Source organism: Devosia lucknowensis, assembly GCF_900177655.1.
Taxonomy (GTDB): domain Bacteria; phylum Pseudomonadota; class Alphaproteobacteria; order Rhizobiales; family Devosiaceae; genus Devosia; species Devosia lucknowensis.
In genome coordinates this window covers 211,092-225,365 of record NZ_FXWK01000002.1, presented here as the reverse complement: position 1 = coordinate 225,365, position 14,274 = coordinate 211,092, and the positions used below count along the sequence as shown (strand labels likewise).

Here is a 14,274-nt window from a genome sequence, read left to right as displayed (position 1 = left end):
GGCCGATGTTACCTAATCGACCCATTTGTCGGAACAGGGTCATGAAAAAGCGCTTGGCGCTGCCCGATGCCGGTTGTCAGGGCCGGTGGACCTCGGGGTTGATGCGGCACCGGGCCCAAAGAAGGCCTAACGCAAAACCGGAGGAGTTCCGTTTTCATGATCAAGCCGCTCGTTCTCGCCGCAGGTCTGGCCGCTCTCGCAGGCACCACTGCCTTTGCTCAGTCCTACCCGACCCAGCCCATCACCATCGTCGTTCCCTTCGCGGCCGGCGGCCCCACCGATACGGTGACGCGCCTCGTCGCTCGCGCCATGAGCGAAGATCTGGGCCAGAACATCGTCGTCGAGAATGTCGGCGGTGCCGGTGGCACCCTGGGTGCCGCCCGCGTGGCCCAGGCAGAAGCCAATGGCTATACGCTGCTGCTGCACCACATCGGTATGGCCACTGCCGAGACGCTCTATCGTGAGCTTCCCTACAGCGCGACCGAAGACTTCGAATATGTCGGGCTGGTGACCGAAGTGCCCATGGTCTTCGTCGGCCGTTCGGACCTCGAGCAGAATTCGCTCGAGGAGGTCATCGAGTGGGCCAAGACCGAAGGCGAGGCGGTGCTCTACGCCAATGCCGGCATCGGCGCGGCGAGCCACCTTTGCGGCCTGCTGTTCATGAATGCCATCGACACCCAGCTTACGCCCATTCCCTACCAGGGCACCGGTCCGGCCGTGACCGATCTCATGGGCGGCCAGGTCGATCTGATGTGCGACCAGACCACCAACACCACCACCCAGATCCGTGACGGCTCGATCAAGGCCTTTGCTGTGACCGTCCCGGAACGCCTCGACAGTCTCCCCGACCTGCCGACGACCGCGGAAGGCGGACTGCCCGAGTTCGGCGTCTCGATCTGGCATGGCCTATACGCGCCATCCGGCACCGACGAGGCAATCGTTGCCCGGCTTTCCGAAGCCCTCCAGGTTGCCCTCGCCGACCCCACCGTCATCGAGCGCTTCGCCGATCTGGGCACGAGCCCGTCCTCTGCCGAGGACGCCACCTCCGAGGCACTGGAAGCCAAGGTGCGCAGCGAGATCGACCTGTGGCGGCCGATCATCGAAGCGGCCGGCGTCTACGCCAACTGATCTCCACCGGGGCGCTTCCATTCGGGGCGCCCCGGTTTCCTTTCCTTTCCATCCGTCATACCGCATCCTCTCAAAGGAGCATGTGCATGCTGTCGCGTGATTATCGGGACATCATGGGCGGAGCCCTGCTGATCCTCGTCGGGCTCGCCTTCTCCGGATACGCCTTCGCCAATTATGAACTGGGCTCCATCAACCGCATGGGCCCGGGCATGTTTCCGGTGGCGCTCGGCATCATTCTCGCCGGCTTTGGCATCATGCAGGCCGTGCCTGCATTTTTCCGACCGGGCGTCATGCCCGAAATCCGTATCTGGACGCCGATCTTTGTACTCAGCGGCGTGGCCGCCTTTGCCCTCATGGTGCGTCCGCTTGGCCTGCTTCCTGCTGTTATCGCCGTGGTCGTGATCTCATCGCTCGCCGAACTCAAGATCCGTCCGGTCAGCCTGATCATTCTCACCGGGTCGCTCTGCCTCATGTCCTGGCTGATCTTCAGCGTCGGGCTGGGCTTGCCGATCCCGATGTTCCGCTGGCCCTTCTAGGAGGGGCATTCCCATGGATATATTTTCCAATATTGCGCTCGGTCTCGACACCGCCCTGACCTGGCAGAACTTGCTTTACTGCTTTCTAGGCGTGTTCCTGGGAACGTTGGTCGGCGTCATTCCCGGCATCGGCCACCTGGCCGCCATGTCGTTGCTGTTTCCGCTCACCTTCTATCTCGATCCCACGACGGCGCTCATCATGCTCGCCGGCATCTGGTACGGGTCGAGCTATGGCGGAAATACCGCCTCGATCCTGCTCAACATTCCCGGCTCTCCCGCCAATGCCGTGACCTGTCTCGATGGCTATCCCATGGCCCGGCAGGGCAGGGGTGGCGTTGCCCTCCTGATGACCACCGTGGCGTCCTTTATCGGCGGCTCCATCGGCATCATGCTGCTCATGATGTTCGCACCGGTGATCGCATCCTATGCGCTGCAATTCGGCTCGGCCGAATACTTCTCGCTGATGATCCTGGGTCTCGTGGCCGCCTCGACCATATCCGAGGGGTCGGCGGTCAAGGGGCTCGCCATGGTCGTTCTTGGCATCATGTGCGGCACGGTGGGCGCCGATATCTATACCGGCACGCCGCGTTTCTCCTTCGGCATTCTCGAACTGACCGACGCAATCAATCTGGTGGCGCTTGCCATGGGCATATTCGGCGTCGCCGAAATCATCGGCTCGGTGCGCAAGATCAAGGTCGGCGACATCGATCCTGCAAGCGTCAAGTTCAAGGCCATGAAGCCAACAAAGGACGATGTTCGGCGCTCGTGGGCACCCATGGCTCGTGGCTCGGGCATCGGCGCCTTCTTCGGCACGCTGCCGGGCACGGGCCCATCGGTTGCAGCCTTCATGTCCTATGCGGTCGAAAAGCGTGTCGCCCGCGAGCCCGAGCGGTTCGGCAAGGGCGCCATCGAAGGCATCATGGCGCCCGAATCGTCGAACAACTCGGCCGATCAGACATCCTTTATTCCCACGCTGTCACTCGGCATTCCCGGCAGCCCGACCATGGCCCTGATGCTGGGTGCCCTGATGATCCACGGCATCTCCCCCGGACCGAGCCTCGTGTCCGAACAGCCGGCGCTGTTCTGGGGGCTGATCATGAGCTTCTGGATCGGCAATCTGATGCTGGTCATCCTCAACGTGCCGCTGATCGGGGTATGGGTGCGGCTGCTGATGATCCCCTATCACTTGCTCTATCCAGCTGTTCTGATGTTCATCTGCATCGGCACATACACGGTCAGCAATTCAGCCTTCGATGTGTGGCTGGTCGTCTGTTTCGGTATGCTCGGATACCTGATGCGCATCTTCGACTGGCCGGCTGCGCCGCTCCTGCTGGGCTTCGTCCTAGGGCCGCTCATGGAAGAACATTTCCGCCGGTCCATGCTGATGTCGCGGGGCAATTTCTCGACCTTCATCGATCGCCCGATCTCGGCGACGGTGCTGGCCATCACTGCCGCGCTTCTGGTCTGGACCGTCTATTCCGCCATTCGCAACCGGCGGTCGAAACTGTCGGCCCAGGCGCTCGCTGAAAACCCGGCGCGCTGATCCGCCCAAGTTGACACCCGCGCCCGACCGGCGCGGGTATCTTGTGTCGCGACGATCTGGGAAGGCCTCGGTCAGGTCGCGGCGCGTCCTGACTGCATGGCGCGGGAGCCAACGAGGCGGCGCTGCGCCGCAATGCGGAAAATGGCATTGGCTGCGCCATACCCGTCATATCCCTGACGCTCGACGATCTCGAAGAAGAAGCCGCCGCTCAGGATCGGGCTGTAGAGCTGGAGGTAACGCCCCCCGGCATCTTCGTCATACATGATCTGATGGCGCTTGAGGCGGGCCACGAAATCGGGGTCGAGGCCGAAGCGCGCTTCAAGATCCTCATAGTAGTTGGGCGAAATCTGCAGCGGAACGAAGCCCCGGCTCTGGAGGATTTCGGCGGTGGCGAAGATGTCGTCGCTGGCAAAGGCGAGGTGCTGAATGCCCGCGCCCAGCGTCTCGGCCAGGAATTGCCCAGCCACGGTCGCCGGATTTTCTGCCCCGTTCATCGTGATGCGGAGGCTTCGGTCATCGTTCTGAACCACCTGGCTACGCACCAGTCCAGAGGGGTCGATGATGTCGACGAGTGGGGTTTTCTCCACCTTGAGGGTGGACGAATAAAACAGCAGCCAGCGCAGCATCTCGTCATAGGGCATGGACTGGGCGATATGGTCGAACCGCCCCAGCCCGGCATCGGCAATCGGTTCGGGACTGCCCAGCGCAACGAACTCGGTGTCCCACACCTTCGCCAGCGCCTCGCTGTCATCGAAGAAGTAGACGAGGCCGCCCCCGACCCCTTTCACTGCGGGCAGGTTCAGGTCATCGCTCTTAAGGTTCTGCGTGAACGGTTTTGCGCCAAGGGCCACGGCACGATCGAGCGCCGCCGCGGCATCTGGCACCCGGACGCCAAAGGCGTAGGCGCTGAGACCACGGGTCTGGAAGGTCCGATGGGCGAGGCCGCGACTGTCGCTGTTGACGACGACCGAGATCCCGCCCTGCTCGTAGCGCGCGACGTCCTTGCTGCGATGCTGGCCGGTGTGGCGGAAACCCATCGCGCCGAGCATGGCGACCAGCGGCTCGGCGGCATGGCGGTCGGCCGTGAACTCCACGAACTCGACGCGCTCCACCTCTACCGGTGGCGCAATGGCGGGCAGGTTGATCGCGAGCTGCGGTTCGGCGCGCTGCACCTGGTCCATCAGATTGAGCAGCGACCGCTGGCCGTCCACTGCGACGGCCCGGCTGTCGGCGGCCCTGAACTGGTCATTGAAGATCTCGAGCGAGATCACCCCGTCATAGCCCGTCGCCGATACCGCGCGCATGAAATCGACGACTGGCAGGTCGCCCTCTCCGGGCATGTTCCGGAAGTGGCGGCTCCAGTAGAGCAGGTCCATGTCGAAGTCCGGCGCGTCGGCCAGCTGCACGATGAAGATCTTGTCGGCCGGAATGGCACGGATGGAGTTGACGTCGATCCGGCGTGACAGCGTGTGGAAGCTGTCGAGCACCAGTCCGATATTGGCGTGATCGGCTCGGCGCACCACCTCCCAGGCGTCCCGGTGGTCGCTGACGTGGCGGCCCCATGCCAATGCCTCGTATCCGACGCGCAGGCCACGTTTTGCCGCGCGCTCACCCAGTTCCGCAAAGTCGTTGGCGATGCGATCGATGCCGCCCAGGGCAACCTGGGACGTGCTCGAACAGATCAGCATGAGGTCCGCGCCCAGTTCGCCCATGATGTCGAACTTGCGCTCGGCACGGTCGAAGGCGCGTTGCCTGAACGGCTCGGGCATGCCCTCGAAATCGCGGAATGGCTGGAACAGGGTGAGCGCCAGGCCGGCGTCGCGAACCATGCGCCCGACCTCACGCGGCGACGCGTCGTAGATCAGGAAGTCGTTTTCGAAGATTTCCACGCCATGAAATCCGGCACCGGCTATGGCGTCCAGCTTTTCGCGCAGGTCTCCACTGATCGAGACAGTGGCGATGGAGGTCTTCATGCGCGCTATCCTATCCCTGTATAGCCTCGAACGGCACGATCGGGCCCACGTCCTCGCCCGGATTGCCATTGATGGAGAACCCGCCATCCACGAGCCAGTCGACCCCGGTGATGAAGCCCGAACCGGGTTCTGCGAGAAAACGGATGACGCGCGCGATTTCGTCCGGTGTGGCCCAGCGGCCGACGGCGGATCGCTCTGCGAAACGGTCGTAATCCAGCGTGCCGGCCGCGATCTTGGCGCGCAGCACGTCGGTCATCACATAGCCCGGTGCAATGGCGTTGACGGTGACGCCCCAGCGCGCATTTTCGAGTGCGAGCCCGCGGGTCAGGCCGCCAATGGCCGCCTTCGCGGTCGAATAGGCTGTCCGCCGTCCAAGGCCCACATGGCCGATAACCGAGGAGAGATTGATGATCCGGCCGAAGCGATTGTCCCGCATGGCCGGAAGAAATGCGGCCGAGACCTGTGCGGAGCCAGCCACGTGGACTGCCAGCATCCGCGTGAAATCGCTGGCCGGCAATGTGTGGTGATCGGCGCTGAGGCGCTGCATGATGCCCGCATTGTTGACCACGATGTCGGCCCTGCCGAAGCGGGCCGCGACGAGGTCGCGCGCAGTGGCGATGCTGCTCTCGTCGGTGACGTCCATCCGCACCGCAAGCGCAGCGACCCCATGTCGGGCGGCAATGCCGGATGCCAGGTCCTCGGCATCGGCGAGGTCGGCCAGAACCACATTGGCGCCATGCGCGGCCAGTTCAAGCACAGTGGCTTGTCCGATACCCCCGACGGCGCCGGTGACCAGCGCCGTCAGTCCGTCGAGCGAGCGGTCGGTCATCCGGCCTACTCCGCCGCGACCGGCCCGCGCGCCAGGTCACGCACGGCTGGATTGGCGAGGTAGGTCGGCAGCCGACCCTGCATGACATCCACCACGTTCCGCGCCGTCTTGGTGCGGATTTCATATTCGGAATCCTCCGAATACCAGGCCGCGTGAGACGACAGCACCACATTGTCCATCCCGAGCAAGGGATGGTCCTTGGCCACCGGTTCCTGTTCGAATACGTCGAGTCCCGCGCCGGCCAGCCGGCCGTCCTGCAGCGCCGCCACCAGGGCCGCCTCGTCGATGACCGGACCGCGCGCCGTATTCACGACGATCGCGCTCGGCTTCATCAGCGCAAACTGCGCGGTCGAAAGAATGTGGTGCGTTTCGGCGACCAGCGGCACATGCACGGAGAGGAAATCGGACTCGCGGCAAAGGGTGTCGAGATCCACCAGCTCGACGCCCAGTTCCTTCGCCCGCGCGGGATTGCCGTAAGGATCGTGCGCGATGATCCGCAGTCCGAAACCGGCCATCTTGATGGCCACCCGCTGGGCAATATTGCCGAAACTGAGAAGGCCAAGCGTACGCCCGCGCAGACGGTAGAGGGGCTTGACGACCGTATAGTCCCACAGCCCGGATTTGACAGCGCGATCGAACTTGCCGAGGCCGCGGGCGACCGACAGCATCAGCGCGATCGCATGGTCTGACACCTCTTCGAGCGATCCGTCCGGCACGTTGCCGATATAGATGCCGAGTTCCGTGGCGGTGGGAACGTCGATGGTGTTGAGGCCGATGCCGTATCGGGAGATGATCCGGCACTTGTCGAGCGAACGGATCACCCGCGGCGTCAGCTGCGCGTACTGGTTGATGACCGCGTCGGCGCCGGCGCAGGCCGCGATGAGTTCATCCTCGCTCTTGGCCTGGCAGGCGGTGAGTTCGAGCCCGGCCTCTGCGAGCACCTCGCGCTCGGGTGCAAGGTCGGGAAACTCGTAGTCGGTAAGAACGATGCGATACGTCATGAAATCTACTGGGCCCCGTAGCGGTCATCGAGTGACTGGTGGAAACCGATGCCGACGATGTCGGCAAACTCGGCATAGGTGTGTTGGGCGGCCGCATTGGCCGGCGTGCCGTTGCGCTTGAGATTGGCGAATGCATCGGCCATGGCGCGCGTCGCCGTGAAGAGCCCCGTGACGGCATAGAACACGAGCGAGAAGCCGAGCTCTTCGAGGTCTCTTGCGGTCAGCGCCGTGGTCTCGTTGCCATCGACGATGGAAACGACCTTGGGCCCCTTGACGGCCTTTGCCACGGCTTCCACCTCGGCAATCTTCTTGATGCCGTCGACGAAGACGAGATCCACACCGGCATCCTGATAGGCATGCGCCCGGCGGATCGCTTCTTCGGCGCCCACCGCCGGCATGGCATCGGTCCGGCCGATGATCAGCAGGTCGTCGTTTTCGCGCGACTCGATGGCTGCCTTGAGCCGCAGCACGCTTTCATCGAGATCCATCAGCCGTATGCCGGCCATCTGGCCGCACCGCTTGGGCGCCACCTGGTCTTCGAGATGGATCGCCGCGACGCCCGCCTGGATATATTCACGCACCGTCCGGTGAATGTTGGACGGGCCGCCGTAGCCGGTATCGGCATCGGCGATGACCGGTACCGAGGTGGCGCGCACCATGTTGCGCGCGTGCTCGGTCATTTCCGTCTGTGTCAAAAGGCCGATATCGGGCATGCCGATACGGCTCGCCGTTGCACCGAATCCTGTCATGTAGATGGCCTCGAAGCCCGCGCGTTCCACGAGGCGTGCGCTGATGGAATCGAGCGCTCCGGGCGCCATGACGATCCCTGGCTGTGTAAGGCGGTTTTTGAGTTTTGCAGCTTGGTTCATGAAAAGTCCGGTCTTGGAGGGGAAGACGCTATCCGGTGCGGTGAAGATTGATCGCGCCCGGGAGCGTCAGGCGGAAACCTGGTCGTTGTCCTCACCGGCTCCGGTGAGGGCGACCACGTAGATTTCGCCGGTTCTGTCGACATGGGCATCCATCAGGCGGCCGAAGCCGTCGATGTCTTCGGCGGCAACGAGCTCGACCAGTTTCTGGTGCTCGGTGAACGACAATTGCCGCAGGTGTTCGATCGGCCGCGTCAGATGCGTTCGCAGCGCCGCGATCCGCCCTGAAACAAGTTGGTACGCATCCTGGACATAGGGGTTGTCGGAGCAGTCGACGAACGCCTGGTGGAAGTCGGTATCGAGCTTTCCGTAGCTCACGGCGTCATGGCTCTGCATGGCAGCGCCCATGGCCGCCGTAACGTCGCTTATGCGCGCCATCAGCTCGCCCTTGTTGCGTCCCAGCGCGAACTTCATGGCGTGCACTTCAATCATCTTGCGATATTCGCAGATGAAGGTGACATCTTCGGCCGTGGGGCTGAATACGAAGCTGCCGCGCTTGGGCTGGATGACCACAAGCCCCTGTTGTTCGAGCTGGATGAGGGCGTCGCGTACCGGTGTCCGGCTGACCCCGAAGCTTTCGGCCAGCTTCTCCTCGGCTATGCTTTCGCCCAGGCCGATCTCGCCGTCGATAATGGCCTGGCGGAGGCGCACGGCCACCATTTCGGCAAGGGACTTAGGCTGTTCGAGGCGCATCTGCTTCATGGCGTGGCTCCCTGCATGCGCGACTTGCGATAGAGCTTGATGATCGGCGGGATCAGCCAGAGCGACAGGGTCATGACGCCCAGGACACCGGCGATGGGCCGCTCGAAGAACTCGAGGGGATTGTTGTCGCTCTTGATCAGCGACGTGATGAGATTGGTTTCGACCAGCGTTCCCATCACCAGCCCCAGCACCGCCGGCGCCACGGGAAAGCCGTTCTCCTCCATAAGGTAGGCGAACACACCCACGACGATCATGATGATGATCGAGGTGGCCGACAGGTCGATCGAGAACGACCCGACGATGGCAAAGCAGAGGATCATCGGCGCCAGCGCGGTCTTGGACACGCGCAGCAGCGGCGCGGCCATCATGATGGCGAGGATGCCCAGCGGGATCATCAGCAGGTTGGCGAGGATGAACACGATGAAGATGGCGTTGATCTCGACCGCGTTGTTGATGAACACCATCGGCCCGGGATTGAGGCCCTTGACGTAAAGCACGCCGATGACGATCGCGGTGATGGAGTCGCCGGGAATGCCGAATACCATGGCAGGAACATAGGCGCCGCTGAGGGCAGAATTGTTGGCGGCACCGGCGTCTACGAGCCCCTCGGGATTGCCCTTGCTATAGCGTTCGGGGTGCTTGGAAAAGCGCTTGGAAATCGCGTAGCTGATCCAGGCGGCAACGTCCGAGCCGGCGCCTGGAAGAATGCCCACCACCGTGCCCACCAGATTGCCGCGCATGATGTTCATCCGGAACTGCCAGAGCGTCTTGCCCAGACCCTCGAACAGTTCGCTGACCTTCGAAATCGTCTTGGGCTGGTAGTTCTGGTCGCGGTGCACGATCGCCCGGATGATTTCGGGCACCGCGAAGAAACCGATGAGTGCAGGAATGAACGAAATTCCGCTCAGCAGCGATTGCTGACCATAGGTGAAGCGTGGGTAGCCCGACGAACCATCAAGCCCCACCGAAGCCACCATCAGCCCCAGGCAAAGCGCCATCAGGCTTTTGACGATCGAGCCCGAGCCCAGCATCACGGCGGCGCTGAGCCCCAGAAGCGCGAGCCAGAAGAACTCGAACGACGTGAAGTTCAGCGAGACTTCTGCCAGTTGCGGTGCTGCGAGCATCAGGACGAGGCTGCCGAATACCCCGCCGATGGCTGAGGTCACGACACAGATGCCGAGGCCGAGGCCCGGCTTGTTCTTCTGCGTCAGGCGGTAGAGGTCGTCCACATAGGCAGCCGATGCGGCAGTGCCGGGAATGCGGATCAGGGCAGCGGGGATGTCAGAGGCGAAGATGGCCATTGCCGACATCGCGACGATCGCGCCGACCGCGGGCACCGGGTCCATGTAGAAGGTGATCGGAACCAGCATGGCGGTGGCCATGGTCGCGGACAGCCCCGGCACTGCGCCGATGAACATGCCGAACAGGGCGCAGGCGAAGATCACCATCAGGGTGAAGGGATTGAAGACCAGCGGCAATGCGGAAAGGATGACGTCCATCATTGGCTCCTAGAACAGCGGGCCGGTGGGCAGCGGCACGAGGAGCAGCCGCGCCATGGCGTAGTAGACCACGCCGACGAAAACAAAGGGAACGGCGAGCCAGAGCCAGTTGCGATGGCCGAGCAGGACGTACAGCACGAGCATCAGCGCAATGGCGCCGAAAATGAAGCCGATCTGCTCGAAGAACACGGCGAACAACAGGGTGCCAAGGACGGCGACGGCTGCAGCGATGGCGCGGTCAGCGTGACGCCAGCCGTCGTTGATTTCGACCAGTCGCGAGAAGCCCTGTGCAAGGCCGCTGCGGCCCACGATCAGGCCGCCGACGAGGAAAACCGCACCGAAGACCATCGGAAATGTGCCAGGGCCGATGGCCTGGCCAGGCATGGCGGGGAAGCGGACGGCTTCGAAAATGATGTAGCTGCCGAGCAGCAGGAAAAAGGCGCCGATCAGCGTGTCATGGATGCGCATGGAATGCTCCTGCCGGCTTGGGCAAGGTAAGGCTTTGGAGCCGCCCGCAAGCAGGCGGCTCCGTGCGTCATTTAGCGGGCGAGGCCGACGGCCTCGAGGGTCGCACCCATCTGGGCGTCGGAATTGGCGAGGAACTCGCCGAACTCGGCCCCTGGGGTCCACTGCATCGCGTAGCCGCGTGCCTGCATGAAGCTCACATAGTCGGGGTCCTGCACGACTTCGCCGATGGCGGTCTGCAGCTTTTCGACGATGGCGGCGTCCACGCCGGCCGGGGCAACGATGCCGCGCCAGGAGCCCATGGCGAAATCGACGCCCGTGACTTCGGCGAAGGTGGGCAGGTCGGGAGCTGCCGCGCTGCGTTCCGCTGCGAAGATGGCGATGGGCTTGATACGGCCCGCATCCATCAGCGCCTGGCCTTCGGGCAGGGAGGCAGTGGCGAAGTTGACGCCGCCGGCAGCCAGATCCTGAAGGCCGGGGGCAGCGCCCTCGGACGGAACCCAGGCGACGCGTGCGACCGGAATGTCGAGGGCATTGAGCATGCCGGCGACGGCGAGGTGGTTGACGCCGCCCTGGGCCGAGCCGGACGCCTTGAGCTCACGGTCGCTGCTGGCCTTGATGGCGTCGATCAGCGCCGTCGCGTCGGCATAAGGCCCATCTGTACGCACGAAAATGGCGGCCGGATCGGCGTTGTAGAGCCCGATCGGCGTGAAGGCCGTGTAGTCGATGTCTGTCAGGCCCTGATAGTGCATGCCGCCGATTTCAAGCGTAGCGATACCGATCGTGTAGCCATCGGGCCGGGCATTTGCGATGGCCGAGTGACCAACCACGCCGGAGCCGCCGGTGCGGTTTTCTACCGGCACAGGCACGCCGAGATCGTTTTCCAGCAGGGTTGCGATCAAACGCGCTGTGGCGTCGGTGCCGCCGCCAGCGCCCCAGGGGACGATGATGGTTACGGGCTTGGTTGGGTAGTCCTGCGCAAGGGCAGGCGCGGCCGAAAGTGCGCCGGCCGCGACGAGCGTCGCGGCGACCAAACGAGAGAATGTCATTGTTCCTCCAATGTGCACACCGTGCGCCTCGTTGACGTCTTCGATGTATGCAGGACACTGTATACATCAGAGCTGCTGTGTCAACGACTGATCCGTTTTCGTCAGTCTGGGCGGTGATACCACTGCAATTCCGCGGATTTGCCATGCAACGACCGAAGGGATCATTGGCGTTTAGGGTGTGCAGGTCGCGTTCCCCATCGCGGCCCTCAAAGCGTCAGAAGCGGGAGCATGAAATGCAGATAGCGATGGTGGGCCTTGGCCGCATGGGCGCCAACATGGTGCGGCGGCTGATCAAGGCGGGGCACGAATGCGTCGTTTATGACGTGAGCCGGTACAATGTCGCCGCGCTCGTCAAGGAAGGCGCGGTGGGCGCAAGCTCGATGGCCGAGATGATCGGCAAGCTGCAAAAGCCCCGCGCTGTCTGGCTGATGCTGCCGGCGGCGATCACCGGCAAGGTCGCACGCGAGGTCGCAGAACAGCTCGAGCCCGGCGATACCATCATTGACGGCGGCAATTCCTATTATCGCGATGCGGTGGATCTGGGGCGCGAGTTCGCGGCGAAAAACATCAGCTTTGTCGATGTGGGCACGAGCGGCGGGGTCTGGGGGCTGGAACGCGGCTATTGCCTGATGATCGGCGGACCCAAGGAGAGTTTTGACCGGCTCGAGCCGATCTTTGCTTCGCTTGCTCCGGGCAAGGATGGCAGTGGGGCAGAGGCGGGGTCGGGCGATACGGCGCCGCTCGGATATCTCCATTGTGGGGCCAGCGGCGCGGGGCACTTCGTCAAGATGGTGCACAATGGCATCGAATATGGGCTAATGGCGGCCTACGCGGAGGGGCTCAATATCCTGAAGGCAGCCGATGCGGGCAGCGAAGCGCGCGCGGCGGATGCCGAGACGGCGCCGCTCCACGATCCGCAATATTATCAGTTCGATATCGAGGTCGGGGGGGTCGCCGAAGTCTGGCGGCATGCAAGCGTCATCAGTTCGTGGCTGCTCGACCTGACGGCGTCGACACTGAAAACCGATCCGGAATTGACCAATTTCGGCGGCAAGGTTTCCGATTCCGGGGAAGGCCGCTGGACGCTGCGCGCGGCGGTCGAGACCGGGGTGCCGGCGCCGGTTTTGTCCTCGGCGCTCTTCGGACGCTTCGCTTCGCGCGATGCCGACGAATATGCCAACAAGCTGATTTCGGCCATGCGCTACGCCTTTGGCGGCCACAGCGAAAAGCACTGAGGAGGCAAAGATGCGCAGGACTTCCTCGGATGCCCTCGTCGTCTTCGGCGCGACGGGCGATCTCGCCCACAAGATGATCCTGCCCTCGCTCTACCAGATGGTGCGGCGCGGGCATCTCGATAAACCTGTTGTCGGGGTGGCGCTCGACGACTGGAGCCAAGATCAGTTGGCCGAGCGGGCCCGCGACGCAGTAACCAGGCAATTTGGCACGGTGGACGAGGCGGTGTTCGGCAAGCTGATGGGCCTGATGCATTATGTGTCGGGGGATTATAAGCAGGCCGCGACCTTCGAAAAGCTGCGCGCGGCTTTGGGGACGCACAAGCATCCGCTCTATTATCTCGCCATCCCACCCTCGCTCTTCGGCACGGTGGCAGATGGACTGGAGGCGGCGGGGATCGCCAAGGGGGCGCGGCTGATGGTGGAAAAGCCATTTGGCCGTGATCTGGCCACCGCGCAGGCGCTCAATGCGACGCTCCACAAGGTCTTCGAGGAAGATGCGGTGTTTCGCATCGACCATTTCCTCGGCAAGGAGGCGATCCAGAATCTGCTTTATATCCGCTTCGCCAATGCGTTCATCGAGCCGATCTGGAACCGCAATTATGTCGAGAGTGTCCAGGTCACCATGGCCGAGGATTTTGGCATCAAGGGCCGCGGCAAATTCTATGACGAGGTCGGGGCCATTCGCGACGTGGTGCAGAACCACCTCCTCAATGTCCTGCTGCTGCTCGCCGTCGAGCCGCCGGTCAATGGCGAATCCGATGATCTCAGCGACGAGAAGGTGCAGGTTCTGAAGGCCATTCGGCCGCTCAAGAAAGAAGACGTCGTGCGCGGCCAGTTCGACGGCTATCTCGATGAGCCGGGCGTGGCGCCAAAATCCTCGCGCGAGACGTTTGCGGCGCTGCGCTTTGCGGTCGATACCTGGCGCTGGGAAGGCGTGCCCTTTTATATCCGCGCCGGCAAGGAATTGCCGGTCAAGGCGACGGAGGTCATCGTGCGCTTCCGCAGGCCGCCGATCGCGGTCTTCGATGGCTTTCCAAAGGATCAGGCCAATTATGTGCGCTTTCGGCTCGGGCCGGAGGTGGTGACGGGGATCGGCGTCCGGCGGAAGAAAGCGGGTGGCGACATGGTCGGCGAGGCGGTGGAACTGACCGCGCTCGACGATACGACCGACGACATGATGCCCTATGAGCGGCTGATCGGCGACGCCATGGCGGGCAAGCGGCAGCTTTTTACGCGGCAGGATGCGGCGGAACTGGCCTGGCGGATTTTCGACCCCATCCTTGACGATCCCGAGGCTCCGGCGCGCTACAAGCCACGCACCTGGGGACCAAAGGCGGCGATGAAAGGGTTTGAACCGCCCGGTGGCTGGGTGGATCCGGAGGCTTGAT

13 protein-coding genes are annotated in these 14,274 nt (G+C 63.3%); 5 read left to right on the top strand and 8 right to left on the bottom strand.

From position 1 onward, the window contains the following. Positions 1-156 precede the first annotated feature (156 nt). From CCK88_RS13465 to CCK88_RS13455, 3 genes are all read left to right on the top strand, one after another. Positions 157-1,128 carry a tripartite tricarboxylate transporter substrate-binding protein gene (locus CCK88_RS13465; RefSeq protein WP_086471118.1) on the top strand — a complete coding sequence of 324 codons (972 nt, stop codon included), beginning with the start codon at positions 157-159 and terminating at the stop codon, positions 1,126-1,128. Between the two features lie 86 nt (positions 1,129-1,214). Next, complete coding sequence (locus CCK88_RS13460; RefSeq protein ID WP_086471965.1) at positions 1,215-1,664, top strand: tripartite tricarboxylate transporter TctB family protein; 450 nt, start codon at positions 1,215-1,217, stop codon at positions 1,662-1,664. A gap of 13 nt (positions 1,665-1,677) precedes the next feature. Next, the gene (locus CCK88_RS13455; RefSeq protein ID WP_086471117.1) at positions 1,678-3,207 is read left to right on the top strand and encodes a tripartite tricarboxylate transporter permease; all 1,530 of its coding nucleotides are present in this window, start codon (positions 1,678-1,680) and stop codon (positions 3,205-3,207) included. Positions 3,208-3,278: 71 nt separating this feature from the next. Here the strand turns inward: CCK88_RS13455 and CCK88_RS13450 are convergent, their stop codons facing one another. The 8 genes from CCK88_RS13450 to CCK88_RS13415 form a co-directional block, all read right to left on the bottom strand. Continuing rightward, on the bottom strand, positions 3,279-5,180 hold the full coding sequence (locus tag CCK88_RS13450; RefSeq protein ID WP_086471116.1) for a bifunctional sugar phosphate isomerase/epimerase/4-hydroxyphenylpyruvate dioxygenase family protein: 1,902 nt from the start codon (positions 5,178-5,180) through the stop codon (positions 3,279-3,281). 10 nt (positions 5,181-5,190) lie between these two features. Next, on the bottom strand, positions 5,191-6,009 hold the full coding sequence (locus CCK88_RS13445; RefSeq protein ID WP_086471115.1) for an SDR family NAD(P)-dependent oxidoreductase: 819 nt from the start codon (positions 6,007-6,009) through the stop codon (positions 5,191-5,193). Between the two features lie 5 nt (positions 6,010-6,014). Continuing rightward, entirely contained in the window at positions 6,015-7,010 is a 996-nt protein-coding gene (locus CCK88_RS13440; protein WP_086471114.1) for a C-terminal binding protein, read from the bottom strand. A gap of 5 nt (positions 7,011-7,015) precedes the next feature. Next, on the bottom strand, positions 7,016-7,879 hold the full coding sequence (locus CCK88_RS13435; RefSeq protein ID WP_086471113.1) for an isocitrate lyase/PEP mutase family protein: 864 nt from the start codon (positions 7,877-7,879) through the stop codon (positions 7,016-7,018). A 66-nt stretch (positions 7,880-7,945) separates the two neighbouring features. Next, on the bottom strand, positions 7,946-8,638 hold the full coding sequence (locus CCK88_RS13430) for a GntR family transcriptional regulator (RefSeq protein ID WP_086471112.1): 693 nt from the start codon (positions 8,636-8,638) through the stop codon (positions 7,946-7,948). Beyond that, entirely contained in the window at positions 8,635-10,137 is a 1,503-nt protein-coding gene (locus CCK88_RS13425) for a tripartite tricarboxylate transporter permease (RefSeq protein ID WP_210189949.1), read from the bottom strand. The genes CCK88_RS13430 and CCK88_RS13425 overlap by 4 nt, the downstream gene beginning before the upstream one ends. A 9-nt stretch (positions 10,138-10,146) precedes the next feature. After that, the gene (locus CCK88_RS13420; RefSeq protein WP_086471110.1) at positions 10,147-10,605 is read right to left on the bottom strand and encodes a tripartite tricarboxylate transporter TctB family protein; all 459 of its coding nucleotides are present in this window, start codon (positions 10,603-10,605) and stop codon (positions 10,147-10,149) included. Between the two features lie 71 nt (positions 10,606-10,676). Beyond that, positions 10,677-11,651 (bottom strand): tripartite tricarboxylate transporter substrate binding protein, encoded by a 975-nt coding sequence (locus tag CCK88_RS13415; protein ID WP_086471109.1) that lies wholly within the window; start codon positions 11,649-11,651, stop codon positions 10,677-10,679. A 233-nt stretch (positions 11,652-11,884) separates the two neighbouring features. On the opposite strand from CCK88_RS13415, the gene gnd reads away from it, so the two are divergent. Both gnd and zwf read left to right on the top strand, forming a co-directional pair. Beyond that, entirely contained in the window at positions 11,885-12,886 is a 1,002-nt protein-coding gene (gene gnd, locus CCK88_RS13410) for a phosphogluconate dehydrogenase (NAD(+)-dependent, decarboxylating) (protein WP_086471108.1), read from the top strand. Between the two features lie 10 nt (positions 12,887-12,896). Further along, the gene (gene zwf / locus CCK88_RS13405) at positions 12,897-14,273 is read left to right on the top strand and encodes a glucose-6-phosphate dehydrogenase (RefSeq protein ID WP_086471107.1); all 1,377 of its coding nucleotides are present in this window, start codon (positions 12,897-12,899) and stop codon (positions 14,271-14,273) included. Position 14,274: the final 1 nt, after the last annotated feature.